A 17,195-nucleotide genomic window follows, 5' to 3' on the forward strand; every position below is an offset into this window, starting at 1 on the left:
CCCTAGCTGCGCGCGTCCACGTGGCGCGGCTGCTCCCCGCTGCGCTCGAAGCCCGTCTCGCGCAGCCGTCCGCCCTCGCTCACGACCACGCGGCGGGCGATGTAGACGGGGCGACCCTTGCCCTCCACGTAGATGCGGGCCACGTACTCACCAATGATGCCCAGCGTGAGCAGGGTGAGGCCTCCCAGCAAGAGGATGAGGCACACGATGGTGGGATAGCCCTCGGGGGTGTTCTGGAGGCCGAACGCGTCGTAGAGCACCATGAAGAAGTAGACGACCGACGCGATTGCCGCCGTCGACCCGACCCAGGTCGCGAGCTTGAGCGGTACCGTCGAGAAGGCAAAGATGCCGTCGGTGGCGTAGCGCATGAGCTGGCGCAGGGACCACTTGCTGCTGCCCGCCGCGCGCGGAGAGGGCTCGTAGGCGAACGGGATCGTCTCGAAGCCAACCCAGGCAAAGAGCCCCTTGGAGAACCGGTGGTACTCGGGCATGGCGAGAAGTGCCTCGGCGACGTCGCGGCGGAACACGCGGAAGTCCGAGGCGTCGGGGACCATCTTGGAGGTGCCGTCCGCCATGGCCTTAAAGATATGGTAGAACGCCTCCTTGAGCGCAGCGTGCAGCGCCCCCTCGTGTCGCCTCTCCTGGTAGGCGGCCACGCAGTCGGCCTCGGGGTGGGCCATGAGCTTGCGATACATGGCCACGAGCGTCTCGGGCTCCTGCTGGAGGTCGGCGTCCATGATGCCCACGGCGTCGCCCGTGGCGTGCGAGAGCCCGGCGAGCAGCGCCGCCTCCTTGCCAAAGTTGCGCGAGAAGTCTACGCATACCACGTGGTTCGCCCGGCCCGAGCGGGCGAACCTCTCGAGGAGCTGCCAGGTGTCATCAGAGCTTCCGTCGTTGACGAGCACGAGCTCGTAGTCAAGGCCCGCCGCGTCAAACGCGGCCGTGGCCCGATCGAAGAGGAGCGGCAGGCACTCGTGTTCCTCGTAGCAGGGAACGACTACCGAAAGGTTCATGTGCCCCTCCTGTTGCTTGCGTGGCAGGTGTGCGTCGGAGGACGTTGGACTGATGCATACCCACCGGCTTCACCTATACTAGCCGCCGCGGTAAGAATCTACCTGCGGCACACGGCGAGAGGGGAGCGCTCACATGCCCGTCATCATTCATGCCGATGACTTTGGCATCACGCCTGAGCAGTCTCGCAGGATCCTCGAGTGCTGCGCGGATGTGCCAGGCGGCCGGGGTGTGCTGAACTCGCTGAGCGTCTTTGCCAACTCGCCGCGCTTCGACGAGTGCGCCGAGCTTTTGGACGGACGTCCGGACGCCCTGCGCGTGGGCGTGCACCTCAACTTCGTGGAGGGGACCTGCTGCGCCGACCCGGCCGAGGTGCCCCTGCTCGTAGACGGCCGCGGACGCTTCCGGCTGGGCTACGGGGGACTTCTTGCGGGTTCCTTCGGCTCGCATGCCTCCGAGTTGAGCCACCAGCTCGAGGTGGAGGCCGCAACTCAGGTCGCGCGCGTGGTGAGACGCTTTCCGGAGCTTGCCGGCCACCTGCGCCTGGACGCGCACCAGCACACCCAGCTCATTCCCGCGGTCTTCTCGGCGGTGCTTGCCGTGGCCCAGAGACCCGAGTACCACCTCGACTACCTGCGGATTCCCGTCGAGCCCACCTCGACGTTTCTGGCTGCGTCCGTGGTGGGCTCCATCAAGCCCGTGAACTGGGTCAAGCACGCGCTGCTCAACTTCCTGTGGGCGCGCGACCGCCGGATGCTGGCCGCCTCCGGCCTTCCCGCTGCCGACGAGCTCTCCGCCGTCTTCTGTGGCGTGCTCTTCTCGGGTCACATGGACGAGAGGCGCGTGTGCGCCGTGCTGCCCTCGCTCCTGGAGCGCTCAGGGCAGGCGGGCACCAACCTTGAGCTGCTCTTCCATCCCGGTCGCGTGTCGTGTGCCGAGGATTGCCTGAACCCGGAGCTTCCCGGCTTCGTGGCCTTCTCATGTGGGGAGGGGCGCGACGTGGAGTACGACGCGCTGCGCTCGCCTGCTCTCTCGGCCGCGCTTGAGGGGGCGGCGTAGCCCATGGCGGAGAAAACCGTGACCGAAGACACTGCGGGCGACAATAGCAGACGTGCACAAGCCCCGCGTCCGCTCGCGTGGCTTGTGCGAGCGCGCGGCTACGAGTACCTGCTTGCGCCGCTTCTGGCCTTCGTGGTACTCTGCGCGGCCTTCGCCGTGCGGGGCATCTACCCGTTTGGCCAGACGAGTGTGGCCCTCTGGGACATGGACATCCAATACGTGGGCCTGTTCGGCTGGCTCTCCAACGTCATGCACGGCCAGGGATCGCTCTTCTACTCGTTTTCCCAGGGCATGGGCGAGGGCACGGCGGCGACGGTCGCCTACTACCTTGCCAGCCCGTTCAACCTGCTTGCGTGGTTCTTCCAGCCCGAGGACGCTCCGCAGCTCATGAGCTGGCTCACGCTGCTCAAGCTCTCGTGCGCGGCCCTGAGCTGCTATGCGTTTTTCCGTCTGCGCCACCGTCCCGGGACCGTGTACGTGCTGCTCGCCGTCGTCTACGCGCTGTGCGGCTACGCGGTGGCCGAGTGCAGCAACATCATGTGGCTCGACGGCGTCATCATGCTGCCGCTCGTGGCGCTGGGCACCTGGCGGCTCGTGCGCCGGGGAACGTGTCTGACGCTGTTCGTGAGCGTGGCGGCTGCCGTGACGTTCAACTGGTACACGGGCTACATGGACTGCGTCTTCTCCGTCCTGTACTTTCTGGTCTGCTGGCTCGACCTGTCGCGCGGCGAGCGGCGCGTCCGCGTGGGGGGCCGCTATGCGCTAACGATGCTTCTGGGCGTGGGCGCGAGCCTCGTGATGTTCCTCCCGGCGGTCCTGGGGCTGCTCGCCACCAAGGAGGGCGGCGGCTCCCTTCTGGAGAACATGGCCCACCTGCGCTTCTCCTACAACCCCTCGAATCTTCTGGCCTCGTTCGCGCTCACGGCCACGCCGTCGAGCGACTGGGACCGGATGGCCCCGCTCTACACGAGCGCCCTCGCCGTCGTGCTCGTCGTCTCCCTCCTGCTCAACCGCGGGGTTCCGCGTCGTCGGCGCGTCCTGGCCGCGGGGTTGCTCGCGTTCATGGCGGTCTCGGTCTGCGTGGTTCCGCTCGACGTCATGTGGTCGGGATTCAAGCCGGCGACCTCGTACTTCTTCCGCTACGCGTACGTGGTCTCGTTCGCGGTGGTGCTCGTGGCGGCCCAGGGTGCCGAGGCATTGGGCGGCCTGGAGGTCCGCGAGCGCCTACGTACGCTGCTCGCGGCCGCGCTTCTCGCCTGCCTGGGGATCGGCCTCGCGGTGATGAACGTCAAGCTGTACACGCGTCAGAGCCCGGTGGGCATGGGCGCGCTTCTGGCGACGTTCGCGCTGCTCGTGGGCTTTGCCCTGCTGGCCTGCGTGGCGGCCGGGCCCAGGAAGGGGCCCGCGCGCGTCGCGCTTGCGGTAACGGGCGTCCTGTTGGCGGTCGAGCAGGGGGCCAACGCCGCCTCGGTCTTCTCGCACTACACGCGCAGCGTGGACGACTGGGGCACCTATGTCTCTGAGTTGAGCTCCACCTACGACCAGATGGAGCGCGAAGACGACGGCCTGCGCGTGGCGCAGACGGACTTCTCCTTCAGGGGCGAGGGGGCGAACCACGCCACCACCACCGAGGGCTTTCTCATGGGGGCCTCGGGTCTCTCCGAGTACACCTCCACGATGGGCAGCCCGATGGTCGACCTGCTGACGCGCCTGGGCTACTCGGGCACGAATGAGATCTTCGGCTACTACGACAACGTGCCCATGACGCCCACCGACGCGCTCCTGGGCGTCGACTACACGATCTCTCGGGTGCAGCCCCCGCTCACGGAGCTCGTCGGGGCCGTGGACGTGCCCTACCCGGGGTACAGCCTGTGGAGAAGCACCGTCGACCTGCCCGCGGCCTATGGCATCGCGGCGGGGGCGGGCGACGTCACGTGGCCGGAGGTCGTCTTCGACAACCAGGATGCCTTTGCGATCAAGGACATCCAGGACGAGTGGCAGGGCTTCTCGCTCGTCAAGGACCCGTTCGCCAACCAGGAGGCGATGCTGGCCAACATGACGGGCCAGGACGCCTCGGGACTCTATGCGGATGCGCAGGTCTCTGAGCTCACGGATGCCACAACGACGGACTCGCGCACGTGGACCGTGACGATCTCCCAGGACGGGCCCACCTACCTGCACGTTCCCATCATGTCCACGCTGCGCCAGCACTGCATGGTCTCGGTCGACGGCGCGGACGTGCAGTCGGTGGGAAACAACTTCGACAACGGCGTGATCTACCTCGGGGAGCATACGGCAGGTCAGGTCCTCCAGGTCACGGTGCGCCTGACGCCGGACGTGGCAGGAACCCAGACCGTGAACGGCACGCTCGCGGGCGGTCTCGACGGGGTGGCGGAGCAGATCCTTGCGGGGTCGTCCTCGTCTGACCTGCTCGTGGTGCGCACGCTCGACGTGAGCCGCTTTCTGGAGCTGCGCGGGGCGCTCGACGACGACGCGACGAGCGTGGAGAGCTTCGAGGACGGCCACGTGAGCCTGAGATTCTCCGCCGAGAAGGACGAGACGCTCCTCACGGTGATTCCCTACGACACGGGCTGGCACGTCACAATCGACGGGGAGCCCGCCGAGGTGCGCAAACTTTACGAGGGGCTCTGCGGCGTGGACGTGAGTGCGGGGGAGCACCAGGTCGAGTTCACCTACGAGACGCCGGGGCTGGCCGCGGGTGCCGTGGCGAGCGTCGCGAGCGTGGCGGCCTTTGCGGCCTGGCGTGGGCTTGCGCGGCGCAGGCGTCTGCATGAGCACGCCTAGGGTGTTTATCGCCGTGGCGGCCTGCCGGGGCGCACGGAATCGCTCGTGAGAGACGCCAATGTGCGCGCCCGGGCAGTCTCGGCACGGTCTCATGCGCGCAGATGCGCCAAGCGCCTTGTTCCTACCCCTGCTGAGTAAAAATACTCAATGGGAGGTGGACATGTACCAGAGAGATCAGGTTGCGACCATAGCGCAGCGCATGGTCGAGAACGGTAACTCCCTCATGCAGGTGGTGGTGGGTCCCCGTCAGACGGGGAAGAGCACCATGCTCTTCCAGGCGCTCGGGCAGTCAAAGGCGGCAAGTCACTTTGTGAGCGCAGACGATCCCCTTGAGCCCTCTGCGGGCTGGCTCAGAACAGAGTGGCAGCAGGCGCGCAACATGGTGCGCGCTGCTGCTGGGGCCGTCACGGTCCTTATCGTTGACGGGGTCCAGAAGGTCGACCGCTGGCCCACCGTGGCCAAGTCGCTCTGGGATGCCGACCGGCGAGCAGGCCTCTCCCCCAAGGTCTTTCTAAGTGGGTCCTCCTCCCTGCTGCTCCATAAGGGTCTCGAGGACTCCCTGATGGGAAGGTTCGAGCTCATCCACTCTCCCACTGGAGCCTGGGTGAGTGCCGCGAGGCCTTCGGATACTCGCTTGACGACTTCCTCCTCTACGGAGGCTATCCCGGTGCAGCGCGCTTTGCGGCCGACGAGGGTCGATGGACGGCCTACCTCAGGGACGCAGTCATCGAACCGACCATCTCTCAGGACGTCCTCCAGCGGGAGGACGTGCGCAAGCCCGCGCTCATGCGCTCGCTCTTCAGGCCGGGTGCGACGTACTCCGGCAAAGAGCTCTCCTACACGAAGATGGTCGGGCAGCTCCAGGATGCGGGAAACACCGTAACCGTGGCCCACTGCCTCGATCTTCTGGGCAAGGCGGGCATCTTGGCCGCTATTCCCAAGTTCGATCCCAAGGAGCTCGTGCGTCGGCGCAGCTCGCCGCGACTGATGGTGTATGACACCTCACTCATGACGGCAACCTCCGAGAAGGGCCGCGACCGGCTTCTGGGCGAGCTCGACCTGCGGGGGCATCTCGTGGAGTCGGTCGTGGGGGCCTTCCTGCTCGCCCGCGCACCCCAGGAGGGCTTCGAGGTGTTCTGGTGGCGTGAGGGGACCAAAGAGGTGGACTTCGTGCTGCAGCGAGGCGGGGCGCTCACGGTCCTTGAGGTGAAGAGCGGACACGAGAGTTCCCAGAGCGGCATGGCGGAGTTTCTCGCGCGCCATCCCGAGGCTCGTCGAATCATCGTGGGAGGTACGGCAGCGGGGGCCTGCGGCCTCGAGGAGTTTCTTCTTGGCGAGGTGCCGCTGTTCTGGTGAGGGCTCTTGTTGGGTTGAACGTGCTCCCATTTCCGCGTCGCCTCGTCGGATGCTGGATTGGGGAACACTCTTGATGCAACTGCGAGGAAGAGGCCCCAAAGCGCGTTCTCGCTTTGACGTTTTCCCCAGGTGTCAAGAGGGACCCTGGTGCATCAAGAAAGCGTCCCAATCGGAGAGGTCGCCCGGGGACGAGCGCCGGGGCCTGACTCTGGTTCCGCTTCGGCTCGGGCGTGCTCACAAATCGGGGGCTGGGGCGGGCGAGAAGTACCTCTCACGTGCCACGGCCCCGATTTTGCAAGCGCAAGCGCGCCCGCGCCCGTGACCCCACCTGGGGCGACGCCCCTACCCCTCGTCGTCCACGAACCCCACGCGATAGGCCGAGAAGACCACGGACCCCTCGTCCTGCGTGGCGTCGAGGTCCACGTCGGCCCAGATGCCAAAGTCATGATCGTCGTCGGAGTCGCGGAAGATCTGGTGCGCGTGCCAGACGTGGGCGTCCTTCTCGTCGGACTCGTCAAGAAAGAGGTAGGCCGCAGAGCGGGCGTCGCCTCCCAGCAGGATCTCCTCGTGCTCCTCGTGGAAGGCCCCGAGCACCCGCTGCCAGACCGGCGCGCGCCAGCCCCACTCGGCGTCAAGGCGCCCCAGCTCGTCCACGTTGCCCATCGCCGCCGCGCGCACGCGTGCGAACAGGGCGTTTCTCACGAGCAGCGTGAGGGCGCGCCGGTCGTGGACCACCTCGTCGGCCGCCTCGGGTGGGGCGGCGTCGAGCCCTCCGTCGGCCGAGCCAGCCGCCGTCCACTCGTCCACGAGCGAGGAGTCCACCGAGCGCACCACCAGCCCCAGCCAGGCGATGATGTCCTCCAGACGCTCGTCGCGCTTGTCGGCGGGAACGGTGCGGTCGAGGGCGCGAAACGCCTCCGAGAGGTAGCGCAGGAGCGTCCCCTCCGAGCGCGCGATGCCGTAGCGCCCTATGTACTCCTTGAAGTCGCTTGCCGTCTCCACCATGTCGCGCAGGACGGACTTGGGCGAGAGCGCGAAGTCGCTCGCCCAGGGCACCTTGGCGCAGTACTCGGCGAAAGCAGCCTCGAGCAGCTCCTCGAGCGGCTTGGGGTAGGTGACCTCGGCCAGGCGCTCCATCCGCTCGTCGTACTCCACACCGTCGGCCTTCATCTCGGCCATCGCGCGGTCGCGCGCGGCGCGCTGCTGGGCGCGCAGGATCTGGAAGGGGTCCTCGAGCGTGGCCTCGGCCAGGGATATGACGTCGAGCGCGTAGGTCTCCGACGCGGGGTCCAAAAGCTCGAGCGCGGCGAGGAGAAACGGCGAGAGGGGCTGGTCGAGCGCGAAGTCGTCCGGCAGGTCCACCGTGGTGCGGTAGCTGGTGCATCCGTCCGGCCCCTCCTCGCGCACGACCACGCCCGCATCCATGAGCGTGGCAAAGATCTCGTCGGTGCGCGTGGAGAGACGGGCCTTCTCGTCTTCGGGCTGCGCGGAGTCGGCGACGAGCGCGTGGACGCGGGCCCAGGCGTCGCCGCCCCGCTCGACCTCGGCGAGCACCATCGAGTGCGTGACCTTCATCCGGGGGCGCAGGGGCTCGGGCACGGCGGACTCCAGGCGCTCGAAGGTCTGCTTGTTCCAGCCCACGAAGCCCTCGGGAGGCTTCTTCGTCTTGATCTTGCGCGCCTTCTTGGGGTCGCCGCCGGCCTTGGCGAGCGCGCGGGCGTTCTCGATGTCGTACTCCGTGGCCTGGGCGATGACCCGGCCCTCGGTGTCAAAGCCCGCGCGACCGGCGCGCCCCACGATCTGGTGGAACTCGCGCGCGTTGAGGTGGCGCATGCGGCGCCCGTCGAACTTGGAGAGCGCCGTGAGGACGACGGTGTGAATGGGCACGTTGATGCCCACGCCGAGCGTGTCGGTCCCGCAGATCACGGGCAAGAGGCCCCGCTGCGCGAGCTTCTCCACGAGCAGGCGATAGCGCGGCAGCATGCCCGCGTGGTGCACGCCCACGCCGCAGCCCAGGAGGCGGCGCAGCGTCTTTCCGAAGGTGGTGGTGAAGCGCGTGGACTTGATGGCATCCTTGATTGCCTCGCGCTGCTCCTTGGTGGAAACGCCGTAGCTGGCCAGGGACTGCGCGCTCGTCAGAGCCGCGTCCTGCGAGAAGTGCACGATGTAGAGGGGAGCCTCGCCCGCGCGCAGGGCGAGTTCGACGGTCCCCTCGAGCGCCGTGTCCACGAACTCGTAGGAGAGGGGCACGGGGCGCGCCGCGTCGGCGATGGTGTCTACGGTGCGCCCGCCCGTGTGCTCCGCGAGCGCCCCTGCGATGGTGGTGGTGTCGCCGAGCGTGGCGCTCATGAGCAGGAACTGCACGTGGGGCAGGGTCAGGAGCGGGACCTGCCAGGCCCAGCCGCGATCCGGGTCGGCGTAGAAGTGGAACTCGTCCATGGCGACGCAGCCCACGTCGCAGGCGTCTCCCTCGGCGAGCGCCTGGTTGGCCAGAATCTCGGCGGTGCAGCAGATGACGGGGGCGCTCGCGTTGATCGAGGCGTCGCCGGTGATCATGCCCACGTTCTCGGGGCCCAGGAGCTCCACGAGGTCAAAGAACTTCTCGCTCACCAGGGCCTTGATCGGGGCGGTGTAGTAGGCGCGGCGATCCGTGCAGACGCTCATGAAGCACATGCCCAGGGCTACGAGGGACTTTCCCGAACCGGTGGGCGTGCCCAGGATGAGGTGGTCGCCTGCCGCGACGGACAGGAGGGCCTCCTCCTGGTGGGGCCACAGCTGCATCCCGCGCGCGTCGACCCAGCCAAGGAAGAGGTCGAGGGCCTCCTCGGCGGAGAGGTTGGGATAGCTCCTGTCGTCGGGCCAGGGGATGAGCCGGCCCAGGGAGCCAGGGGCGTTGGGCCCGCCGTCGAGCGTCTCTGCGGTTGTGGTCTGGTCAGGGTCGGCCATGTATGTCTCCTCCGTGTTCGTGGCCTCCCATTCTACGCGCCCATGCGAGCTCCCGCCCGCGCCCGGGTGCCGCAGAGCGACCTCCCCCCGCCAGACGTGACGAGAAACGAACAGCTTGCGTCAGGCGGTTCTCGCTCGCGAGCTCGTGGCCTATGCTAGGGGGCAACGAGGGAAAGCGAGCTTCCCGTCCGGACGCCCTACGCAGTAAACGAGTCGGCCCATCCCCTCCTTCTCCTGGCTCAGTCTGGGCGTCGCTGCACTCTCGTCTGACCCCAGAGGCCCGGATCTTGCTCCGGGCCTCTGCCGTGGGGTGTCGCAGACCTTCGTTCCCAACGGGACGGCCTCGCTTCCCTCGGTCGCAAAGCCCGAGGTCCACGAGGGGCGACGGCCCCGCGGGCATCGCGGTCTACGTGAGCGAGGCAGGACACTGTGGCTACCCGAGCGAGTACCTCGTCGTCCAGACGTGGAACACGCAGCTCGCCCGCTCCCTGGGCGAGGCGATAGGCGACGAGCTCCTGGTCGCGGGCATGAGCGGCTGGTGCGCGCCCGCCCTGAGCTGCCATCGCTACCTCTATGCGACTGCCAGCTCGAACGCGATGAACGGGCGGGGCCCCACGGTGCGCGTGACCTACGTCTAGCTCGTACGCCTACCTCACGCCGTAGCGCTCGTAGTAGGTGTCGAGCGCGGCCCCGAGTTCGGGGGTGATGACGCTTCCGCCGAGGGCCTCCCTCACCTCGGCCATGCTCACGATCGAGGCCACGGGAAAGCCGTAGCGCTCCTGGATCTCCTGCTGGGCCGTGACGCGTCCGCCCTTGCCTACCTCCATGCGATCGAGCGAGACGATAAGTCCCTTGACCTCGACGCGTGCCGCGCCGGTCACGAGGGGGTAGGTCTCGTCGATGGATTTGCCTGAGGTGGTGACGTCCTCGATCATGACCACGCGGTCCCCGTCGGCAAGGGGCGAGCCCAGAAAGCTTCCGGCGTCCGCCCCGTGATCCTTGGCCTCCTTGCGGTTGGCGCAGTAGCGGACCTCCTTGCCGTAGAGGTCGTGCAGAGCGATCGCACAGGACACGGCCAGGGGAATGCCCTTGTACGCAGGCCCGAAGAGCACGTCGAAGTCCAGGCCAAAGTTGTCATGGATGGCATGCGCGTAGTATTCGCCCAGTCGTTTGAGCTGCGAGCCGGTCACGTAGGCACCGGCGTTCATGAAGAACGGCGACGTGCGCCCGCTCTTGAGCGTGAAGCTTCCAAAGGTGAGGACGTTGGACTCGGCCATGAAGTCGATGAACGAACGCTGGTAGTCTTCCATGGGTCTCCTCTCGGCGCGTGCGCGTCGCTTGGTTTCATGACACGGTAATTCTAGCCGCAGGCGCGCTGCTAAGGCCCAAACTGCAGAAATGCGTCGCGTCGACGCCCGCCGCGGGGCCATCAAAGTCCCCGGCTCTTGCGGAAGAGAGCCAGGAGGAGCAACGTTCGTTGCGGTAGAGTGGGGCGGGATAAACTGCGGGCGGGGCGCACGACCTTTCAGATGCGCTTCTCCCTCGTACGAAGGGGCACCCTGTGGAACGCACCAGAATCGTGCAGCTCTATGCAGATATCGAGCAGCTCGGAGACACCGTCGTCACCGTGGCGGGCTGGGTCCGCTCGATTCGCGACATGAAGAACTTCGGCTTCGTTACTCTGAACGATGGCAGCTGCTTCAAGGACCTGCAGGTCGTCATGAACCGAGGCGCGCTCGGCAATTACGACGAGATCGCTGCCATGGGAGTGGGGTCAGCGCTCGTCTGCACGGGCACGCTCGCGCTCACGCCCGATCGCCCGCAGCCCTTCGAGCTGCAGGCGTCAAGCATCGTGATCGAGGGTGCCTCCGCCCCGGACTACCCCATGCAGAAGAAGCGCCAGACGCGCGAGTTCCTGCGCACCCAGCAGCATCTGCGCAGCCGTACCAACCTCTTCCGCGCGATCTTTCGCGTGCGCAGCGTCGCTGCCGCCGCGATTCATAGTTTCTTCCAGGAGCGCGGCTTCGTTTACGTGAACACCCCGATTATCACCACCTCGGATGCCGAGGGTGCGGGGGAGATGTTTCGCGTGACCACGCTCGACGTGGCCAATCCCCCGCTCCTTGAGGATGGCTCGGTCGACTGGTCCCAGGACTTCTTCGGCCAAGCCGCCAACCTCACCGTCTCGGGACAGCTCCAGGCCGAGAACTTCGCCCTCTCCTTTGGAGACGTCTACACCTTTGGTCCGACCTTTCGCGCCGAGAACTCCAACACGCGTCGTCACGCCGCGGAGTTCTGGATGGTCGAGCCCGAGATGGCCTTCTGTGACCTTGCGGGGGATATGGACTGTGCCGAGGCCATGCTCAAGTATGTGATCGGCTCCGTGATGGACGCCTGCCCCGACGAGATGGCCTTCTTCAACAAGTTCGTCGACAAGGACCTCGTCGAGCGTCTGACACACGTGGTCACCTCGGACTTCGCACGCGTGAGCTACACCGAGGCCATCAAGATCTTGCAGGAGGCAGTCGACTCGGGCCACGACTTCGAGTATCCCGTGGACTGGGGATGCGACCTGCAGACCGAGCACGAGCGCTACCTCACCGAGGAGCACTTTGGCAAGCCGACCTTCGTCACGGACTACCCGGCCAAGATCAAGGCGTTCTACATGCGCCTCAACGACGACAAAAAGACCGTCGCCGCTGCCGACTGTCTGGTGCCCGGCATCGGCGAGATCATCGGCGGCTCCCAGCGCGAGGAGCGCCTCGACGTGCTCGAGCGGCGCATCACCGAGCTGGGCATGAGCATCGACCAGTATCGTACCTATCTTGACCTGCGCCGCTATGGTGGCTGCCAGCACGCGGGCTTTGGCCTGGGCTTTGAGCGCCTGGTCATGTACCTCACGGGCGTGGACAACATCCGCGACGTCCTACCGCACCCGCGCACCGTGGGCAGCGCCGACTTCTAGGGGGACGGCCCCGGGCGGCGCGCTATCGTCGGGTACTCGGATTCGGGCGCTCGTGTTTGGGGTATCATCGCGGAATTGCGTTTCTGACGCGGGAGGGATTCATGGGCTTTCACTGCTCGGATTGTGTGTACAGCTCCTTTGTCTTCCAGGAGGAGACCCGGACGTATCAGGGCGCGTGCAGTCGCGGCTACACGCTCACCGACCCGCGGGTTCGTCAGAGTCCCAAGAATCGCTTCGCGGTGCGTCCCGACCAGCTCGTTCCCACGATCGATCCCTTTGGAAACGAGTATTTGCGCACGTCGAACGTTTGCCACCAGTTCCTGCGCCCCCAAGATGCTTCGGCCGAGGCTCGCTAGTCCCCTTGGTTGAACCGTCCCCTCCCAACAGCGGTTTCCCACAGAAGCTCGCCTCGAACTTCGTGGGAACCTGGGAGATGTACTCCGCCACCTTTGAGGACGGCCCCGTCACGAACGAGGACTACCAGGAGCTGACAGACTACGGCATGCACACGACGCTTGATCTTGACGATGACGGAGAGCTGCTCGTCGACACCTTTGGCAGCCAGCACTTCGGAACGTGGAAGATCAAGGACGAGCGCACCCTCTCGCTCACGATTGACGGCGATTCGGTCGACGCCCCGCTCGAGGACGGCATGCTGACCATCTCTTACGACGGCGAGTCCATGGTCTTCGAGAAGACCGACGCCACGCCCAACATGGATCGAGACCCCTCGGAGAACGCGGGGGACTTCTCGGGCTTCGAGGACACTGAGGAGACCACAAGCACCACGGACGATACGTCCGATTTCTTCTCCGCTGAGACGGACTTCTATGTCAACAGCTATGTGTCTGACGTGACCGAAGACAGCCCCCTGAACGTCGTCGTGGCCGATGACGAGAACCTCTCCATCACGGTCTACGCTGTGGGCACGGACTACGAGGGCGACACGGGCTACCTCATGACGGTCGAGAACAAGACTGACGAGGACCTTGTGGTCCTGGGGACCAGCTTCACGGTCAACGGCGCCTCCGTCAGTGACGACTACGCAACGCTCGCTCGCCCCGTTCCCGCAGGGCAGACGCGCAAGGCGTTCCTCTTCTTTGACCAAGACGTCGCCACGGTATCCGAGGGCTCGACGTGCACGGGCATGATCGGCGCCTTCGACGCGAGCGACAACAACGCGGGAATCTACGACCTGAGCATCTAGGCTGCGGTACCAGACGGTTATGATGGGGGCGGGACGCCAGGTGGCGCCCGCCCCTTCTCACATACCAATGAGGTGATTCCATGTCAGACATCACGCGCGACCTGATCTTTCCCGCTCCCGTCTTTCACGAGAAAATCTGGGGAGGCCGTCGGCTTGCCACGGACTTTGGCTACGAGATTCCCTTGGGCCCCATTGGGGAGTGCTGGGCGATAAGCGCGCATCCCAACGGCGACTGCGCCATCGACGGGGGAGCCTGGGACGGCCTTCTCCTCTCCGAGCTCTGGGACGCCCACCGCGAGCTCTTTGCCGGGGCTAAGGGGGACCGCTTCCCGTTGCTTATCAAGATCATCGACGCCAAGGAGGACCTCTCGGTGCAGGTGCACCCCGATGACGCCTACGCCGCCGCGCACGAGAACGGATCTTTGGGCAAGCGCGAGTGCTGGTACGTGCTCGCGGCTGACGAGGGTGCCACGATTGTGGCGGGCCAGCACGCGCACGACCGTGCGGAGTTCAAGCAGATGGTCGACGAGGGACGCTGGGACGACCTGCTCAACAAGGTGCCCTGTCACGTCGGCGACTTCTTCCCCATCGAGCCGGGCACGATTCACGCGATTCAGGGCGGCACGATGGTCCTCGAGACCCAGCAGTCCTCGGATGTGACCTATCGCGTCTATGACTACGACCGCGTGGGGACCGACGGCAAGCCGCGCGACCTGCACCTCGCGCAGTCTCTGGACGTCACGGACTATGACCAGCAGATTCCGACCTCGGGCGCGGTGACGGCCCCCGAGATCGATGGCGTGACGAAGCTCATGAGCTGCCCCAGCTTCGTGGTCGAGCGCGTTCGCGTTGCGGGCCCGAAGACCCTTGAGCAGCCATGGCCGTTTGTCTGCGCGAGCGTCATCGAGGGCGAGGGTACGGCCGTAGTCGAGGCGGCAGGCGTGACGCACGAGGTCGCGCGCGGCACGCACTTCCTCGCGCCCTCCGCGTGCGGTCAGCTGACGCTCACGGGTGCCATGACCCTCGTCATCTCCCACCTGCCCGATTCCGCCCTTTAGGGCCTGGGCTCGCGGGGCGGCCGCTCCCGCGCAGGACGATCAAAAGAGCCGCAGGCAGACGACGTGTCTGCCTGCGGTTCTTGGCTAAGGACCTTGCGGCGAACCCAATCCCCCCAAAGGGTCTAGGCGTGGAGCTCGGAGCCGCAGTGCGGGCAGCGCTTGGCGCCGGCCTTGACCTCCTCGAGGCAGAACGGGCAGGTGGGGGCAGGCTCCTCGACGGGCTCGGCCGCGCCCTTGTGGGAGAGCGAGTCCATCTTGTCGCGCATGGTGTTGATTGCCTTGATCATGCAGAAGACCACGAGTGCGATAATCAGGAAGTTGACTATCTGGGAAAGGAAGTTGCCTATGTTCATGCCAAAGAACACCAGGTCGGGGGCGAGCTCCCCGCCACCGGTTATGGTGGCTATGAGCGGTGTAATGATGTCGCCCACGAGTGAGTTCACGATGCTTGTGAAGGCGCCGCCGATGATGATGCCGACGGCCATGTCCATGACGTTGCCGCGAGCGATAAACTCCTTGAACTCATTCATAAAAGACTTCATGCGAGAACCCTTCTTGAAACCAGTTGCGAGCCCGTGCGGGCGCGGACGAGACGCACCAACTATAGCGCCTGCGCAACGCCTCGGCTAGCGCGGTGATCTGCCCCGGCCCAACTCGTCGGTGTCGAGCAGCACCGTGAAGGGCCCGTCGTTGACCAGGCTCACCTGCATGTGCGCGCCAAAGACGCCACGTCCCGCGCGCTCGCTGCCGAGCGTCTCCTCGGCGAGCTCGCAGAACCGCTCGTAGAGGTGGCGCGCCAGCTCGGGCTCGGCAGCGCCGGTAAACGACGGACGCAGGCCGCGTCGGGCGTCGGCGAAGAGCGTGAACTGGCTCACCACGAGCACCTCGCCTTCCGTGTCCAGAAGCGAGCGATTGATCCTGCCGTCCCCGTCGGCACAGATGCGCAGGTGGGCGACCTTGTCCCACAGCCGGCGCGTGAGGGCCTCGTCGTCGGTGGGAGCCACGCCCAGAAGCACGAGGTAGCCTGCGCCGCAGCTGCCCACGACCTTGCCGTCCACCTCGGCCCGCGCCTCTTCGACGCGCTGGATGAGCGCGCGCACCCTACGCCCCCAGGCGGTAGAGCGCCGTGAACTTCTCGGTCAGGTAGTCGGTGTAGCAGGTCGCCGAGAAGGGCTCGCCGCAGGCCGCCTCGATGAGCTCGCCGGAGTCCTTGGAGCGCCCCCAGCGCCAGATGCGCTCGCCCAGCCAGCCGCGCACGGGCGCGAGGTCGCCCGAGGCGCAGACGGCGTCGAAGTCCATGCCGCCCGCGACCATCGCGGCCTTGATCTGCGCCCCAAAGGCGCTGCCCAGGGCGTAGGTGGGAAAGTAGCCAAAGCTGCCGTCGGACCAGTGGGTGTCCTGCAGGGCGCCGCGCGCGTCATCGGGCACCGTGACGCCCAGGTACCGCTGGTACTTCTCGGCCCACAGGCCCGGCACGTCGGCGGCCGTGGCCTCGCCCGAGAAGAGCAGCTGCTCGATCTCGTAGCGCACGATGATGTGCAGGGGATAGGTGAGCTCGTCGGCGTCGCAGCGAATGAGGCCCGGCTCCGCGCAGTTCTCGGCGAGGTAGAGCTGGTGGGCCGTCACGCGCGAGAGCTGCCCGGGGAAGCGCGCCCGCATGACCTCGAGCAGCGGCTCGGCGAAGGCCTCCGAGCGGCCCACGATGTTCTCGAAGAAGCGGGACTGGGCCTCGTGCATGCCCATTGACGTGCCACCCTTGAGCGAGGTGAAGCGATAGGAGGGATCGACCCCCTGCTCGTAGAGGGTGTGGCCGCCCTCGTGCAGCATCGAGAAGACGTTGGAGAGGACGTTTTGGGGGTAGACGTGGCTGGCGATAAGAACGAATCCCGTGGACGGCCCGCCCGTGAAGGGGTGCTCCGTGCGCCCGAGCCACAGGGCGTCCTCGTCGACGCCCTCGAGGCGCATGAGATCGTGGGCGAGCGCCCACTGGCGCTCCTCGTCGTAGCTCCCGTCCATGCAGGCGTGGCTGGGCTTGCGACGGCTGGCCATGCAGTCGGCCAGAAGCGGCACGACGCAGTCCTTGACCTGGTCGAAGAAGCGGTCATAGAAGGCGCGGTCGCTGCCCCACTCGTTCTCGTTGAGCCAGACGTCGTAGGGGTCGGCCTGGGCGTCTCGCGCGCCCGCCATGGAGCGCAGGGCGCCCACGATGCGGTCGAGGTAGGGCTCGAAGCTCGCCCAGTCGTCGGCCGCCTTGGCGCGGCGCCAGACGTCGTTGGCCTCGCAGGTGAGACGGCTGAAGGCGGCCTGCTCGGCGGCTGGCACGTCCAGCAGGGACGCCCGGTCGCGGCGCAGGATCTTGATCTGGGCCAGGTGCGTGTCCCCCAGAAGCTCGGGGCACTGCTCGAGACGGTCGAGCAGGCGTCCCACCGCAGGCTCGCAGAGCGTCTCCACACGGGTCTGCTCGAGGGTGGCCATGGCCTCGCCGCGCTCCTCGGTGGCGCGCACCGGATCGATCACGGGTCCCAGGGAGCCTATCTCGTCAAGGGCGTAGCGCAGCGAGAAGAGCGTGCGCTCGAGGTCGTCGAGCGCCTCCATGTCGGCTCGCGGGTTGGCGAGGGCCGCGTTGAGCTGCTGCGTATCGGATGTGTCTGGCATGGTCCCTCCTGCAGAAAGGCGATGTTCGCATGACCCAAAGTGTACCTCGCCCGGCCCCCTGACCGACCGCTTGGGCCGCTCGGGGCACATTCTGCGCAAAGGACGCGTACCTTGCGTGCGCCAGACCGTATCA

General features: G+C 66.6%; 15 protein-coding genes. 9 read left to right on the plus strand and 6 right to left on the minus strand.

The window, feature by feature from the left end; all coding sequences use genetic code 11:
* Nucleotides 1-2: 2 nt before the first annotated feature.
* Complete coding sequence (locus INP52_RS01680) at nt 3-1,013, minus strand: glycosyltransferase family 2 protein (protein ID WP_194371845.1); 1,011 nt, start codon at nt 1,011-1,013, stop codon at nt 3-5.
* A 133-nt stretch (nt 1,014-1,146) separates the two neighbouring features.
* On the opposite strand from INP52_RS01680, the gene INP52_RS01685 reads away from it, so the two are divergent.
* From INP52_RS01685 to INP52_RS09890, 4 genes are all read left to right on the plus strand, one after another.
* Entirely contained in the window at nt 1,147-2,070 is a 924-nt protein-coding gene (locus INP52_RS01685; protein WP_194371846.1) for a carbohydrate deacetylase, read from the plus strand.
* An 18-nt stretch (nt 2,071-2,088) separates the two neighbouring features.
* Nucleotides 2,089-4,875, plus strand: a complete 2,787-nt coding sequence (locus INP52_RS01690) for a YfhO family protein (protein ID WP_194371847.1) — start codon at nt 2,089-2,091, stop codon at nt 4,873-4,875.
* 265 nt (nt 4,876-5,140) lie between these two features.
* On the plus strand, nt 5,141-5,758 hold the full coding sequence (locus INP52_RS09885; RefSeq protein ID WP_232364362.1) for an AAA family ATPase: 618 nt from the start codon (nt 5,141-5,143) through the stop codon (nt 5,756-5,758).
* Entirely contained in the window at nt 5,644-6,231 is a 588-nt protein-coding gene (locus tag INP52_RS09890) for a DUF4143 domain-containing protein (RefSeq protein ID WP_228478369.1), read from the plus strand. The genes INP52_RS09885 and INP52_RS09890 overlap by 115 nt, the downstream gene beginning before the upstream one ends.
* A gap of 342 nt (nt 6,232-6,573) precedes the next feature.
* Here the strand turns inward: INP52_RS09890 and INP52_RS01700 are convergent, their stop codons facing one another.
* A complete protein-coding gene (locus INP52_RS01700) occupies nt 6,574-9,177 on the minus strand; it encodes a DEAD/DEAH box helicase (RefSeq protein WP_194371848.1) in 2,604 nt (867 codons plus the stop codon).
* Between the two features lie 410 nt (nt 9,178-9,587).
* On the opposite strand from INP52_RS01700, the gene INP52_RS01705 reads away from it, so the two are divergent.
* The gene (locus tag INP52_RS01705; protein WP_194371849.1) at nt 9,588-9,815 is read left to right on the plus strand and encodes a hypothetical protein; all 228 of its coding nucleotides are present in this window, start codon (nt 9,588-9,590) and stop codon (nt 9,813-9,815) included.
* Between the two features lie 9 nt (nt 9,816-9,824).
* Here INP52_RS01705 and pyrE read toward each other — a convergent pair whose 3' ends face one another.
* Nucleotides 9,825-10,487 carry an orotate phosphoribosyltransferase gene (gene pyrE / locus INP52_RS01710; protein WP_194371850.1) on the minus strand — a complete coding sequence of 221 codons (663 nt, stop codon included), beginning with the start codon at nt 10,485-10,487 and terminating at the stop codon, nt 9,825-9,827.
* A gap of 251 nt (nt 10,488-10,738) precedes the next feature.
* On the opposite strand from pyrE, the gene asnS reads away from it, so the two are divergent.
* The 4 genes from asnS to INP52_RS01730 all read left to right on the plus strand — a co-directional run bounded on the left by asnS (nt 10,739) and on the right by INP52_RS01730 (nt 14,407).
* Complete coding sequence (gene asnS / locus INP52_RS01715; RefSeq protein WP_194371851.1) at nt 10,739-12,142, plus strand: asparagine--tRNA ligase; 1,404 nt, start codon at nt 10,739-10,741, stop codon at nt 12,140-12,142.
* A gap of 101 nt (nt 12,143-12,243) precedes the next feature.
* The gene (locus INP52_RS01720; protein ID WP_194371852.1) at nt 12,244-12,498 is read left to right on the plus strand and encodes a hypothetical protein; all 255 of its coding nucleotides are present in this window, start codon (nt 12,244-12,246) and stop codon (nt 12,496-12,498) included.
* Between the two features lie 77 nt (nt 12,499-12,575).
* Nucleotides 12,576-13,349, plus strand: coding sequence for a hypothetical protein (locus tag INP52_RS01725; protein WP_194371853.1), 774 nt, complete (start codon nt 12,576-12,578; stop codon nt 13,347-13,349).
* 80 nt (nt 13,350-13,429) lie between these two features.
* Nucleotides 13,430-14,407, plus strand: a complete 978-nt coding sequence (locus INP52_RS01730) for a type I phosphomannose isomerase catalytic subunit (protein ID WP_194371854.1) — start codon at nt 13,430-13,432, stop codon at nt 14,405-14,407.
* Between the two features lie 122 nt (nt 14,408-14,529).
* On the opposite strand, the gene mscL is transcribed toward INP52_RS01730, so the two are convergent.
* From mscL to INP52_RS01745, 3 genes are all read right to left on the minus strand, one after another.
* Nucleotides 14,530-14,949, minus strand: coding sequence for a large conductance mechanosensitive channel protein MscL (gene mscL, locus INP52_RS01735; protein WP_194371856.1), 420 nt, complete (start codon nt 14,947-14,949; stop codon nt 14,530-14,532).
* Nucleotides 14,950-15,033: 84 nt separating this feature from the next.
* Nucleotides 15,034-15,507 carry a D-aminoacyl-tRNA deacylase gene (gene dtd / locus INP52_RS01740; protein ID WP_194371858.1) on the minus strand — a complete coding sequence of 158 codons (474 nt, stop codon included), beginning with the start codon at nt 15,505-15,507 and terminating at the stop codon, nt 15,034-15,036.
* Between the two features lies 1 nt (nt 15,508).
* Complete coding sequence (locus tag INP52_RS01745) at nt 15,509-17,062, minus strand: carboxypeptidase M32 (RefSeq protein WP_194371860.1); 1,554 nt, start codon at nt 17,060-17,062, stop codon at nt 15,509-15,511.
* Nucleotides 17,063-17,195: the final 133 nt, after the last annotated feature.

The sequence above is a fragment of the Thermophilibacter immobilis genome (assembly GCF_015277515.1).
GTDB lineage: Bacteria > Actinomycetota > Coriobacteriia > Coriobacteriales > Atopobiaceae > Thermophilibacter > Thermophilibacter immobilis.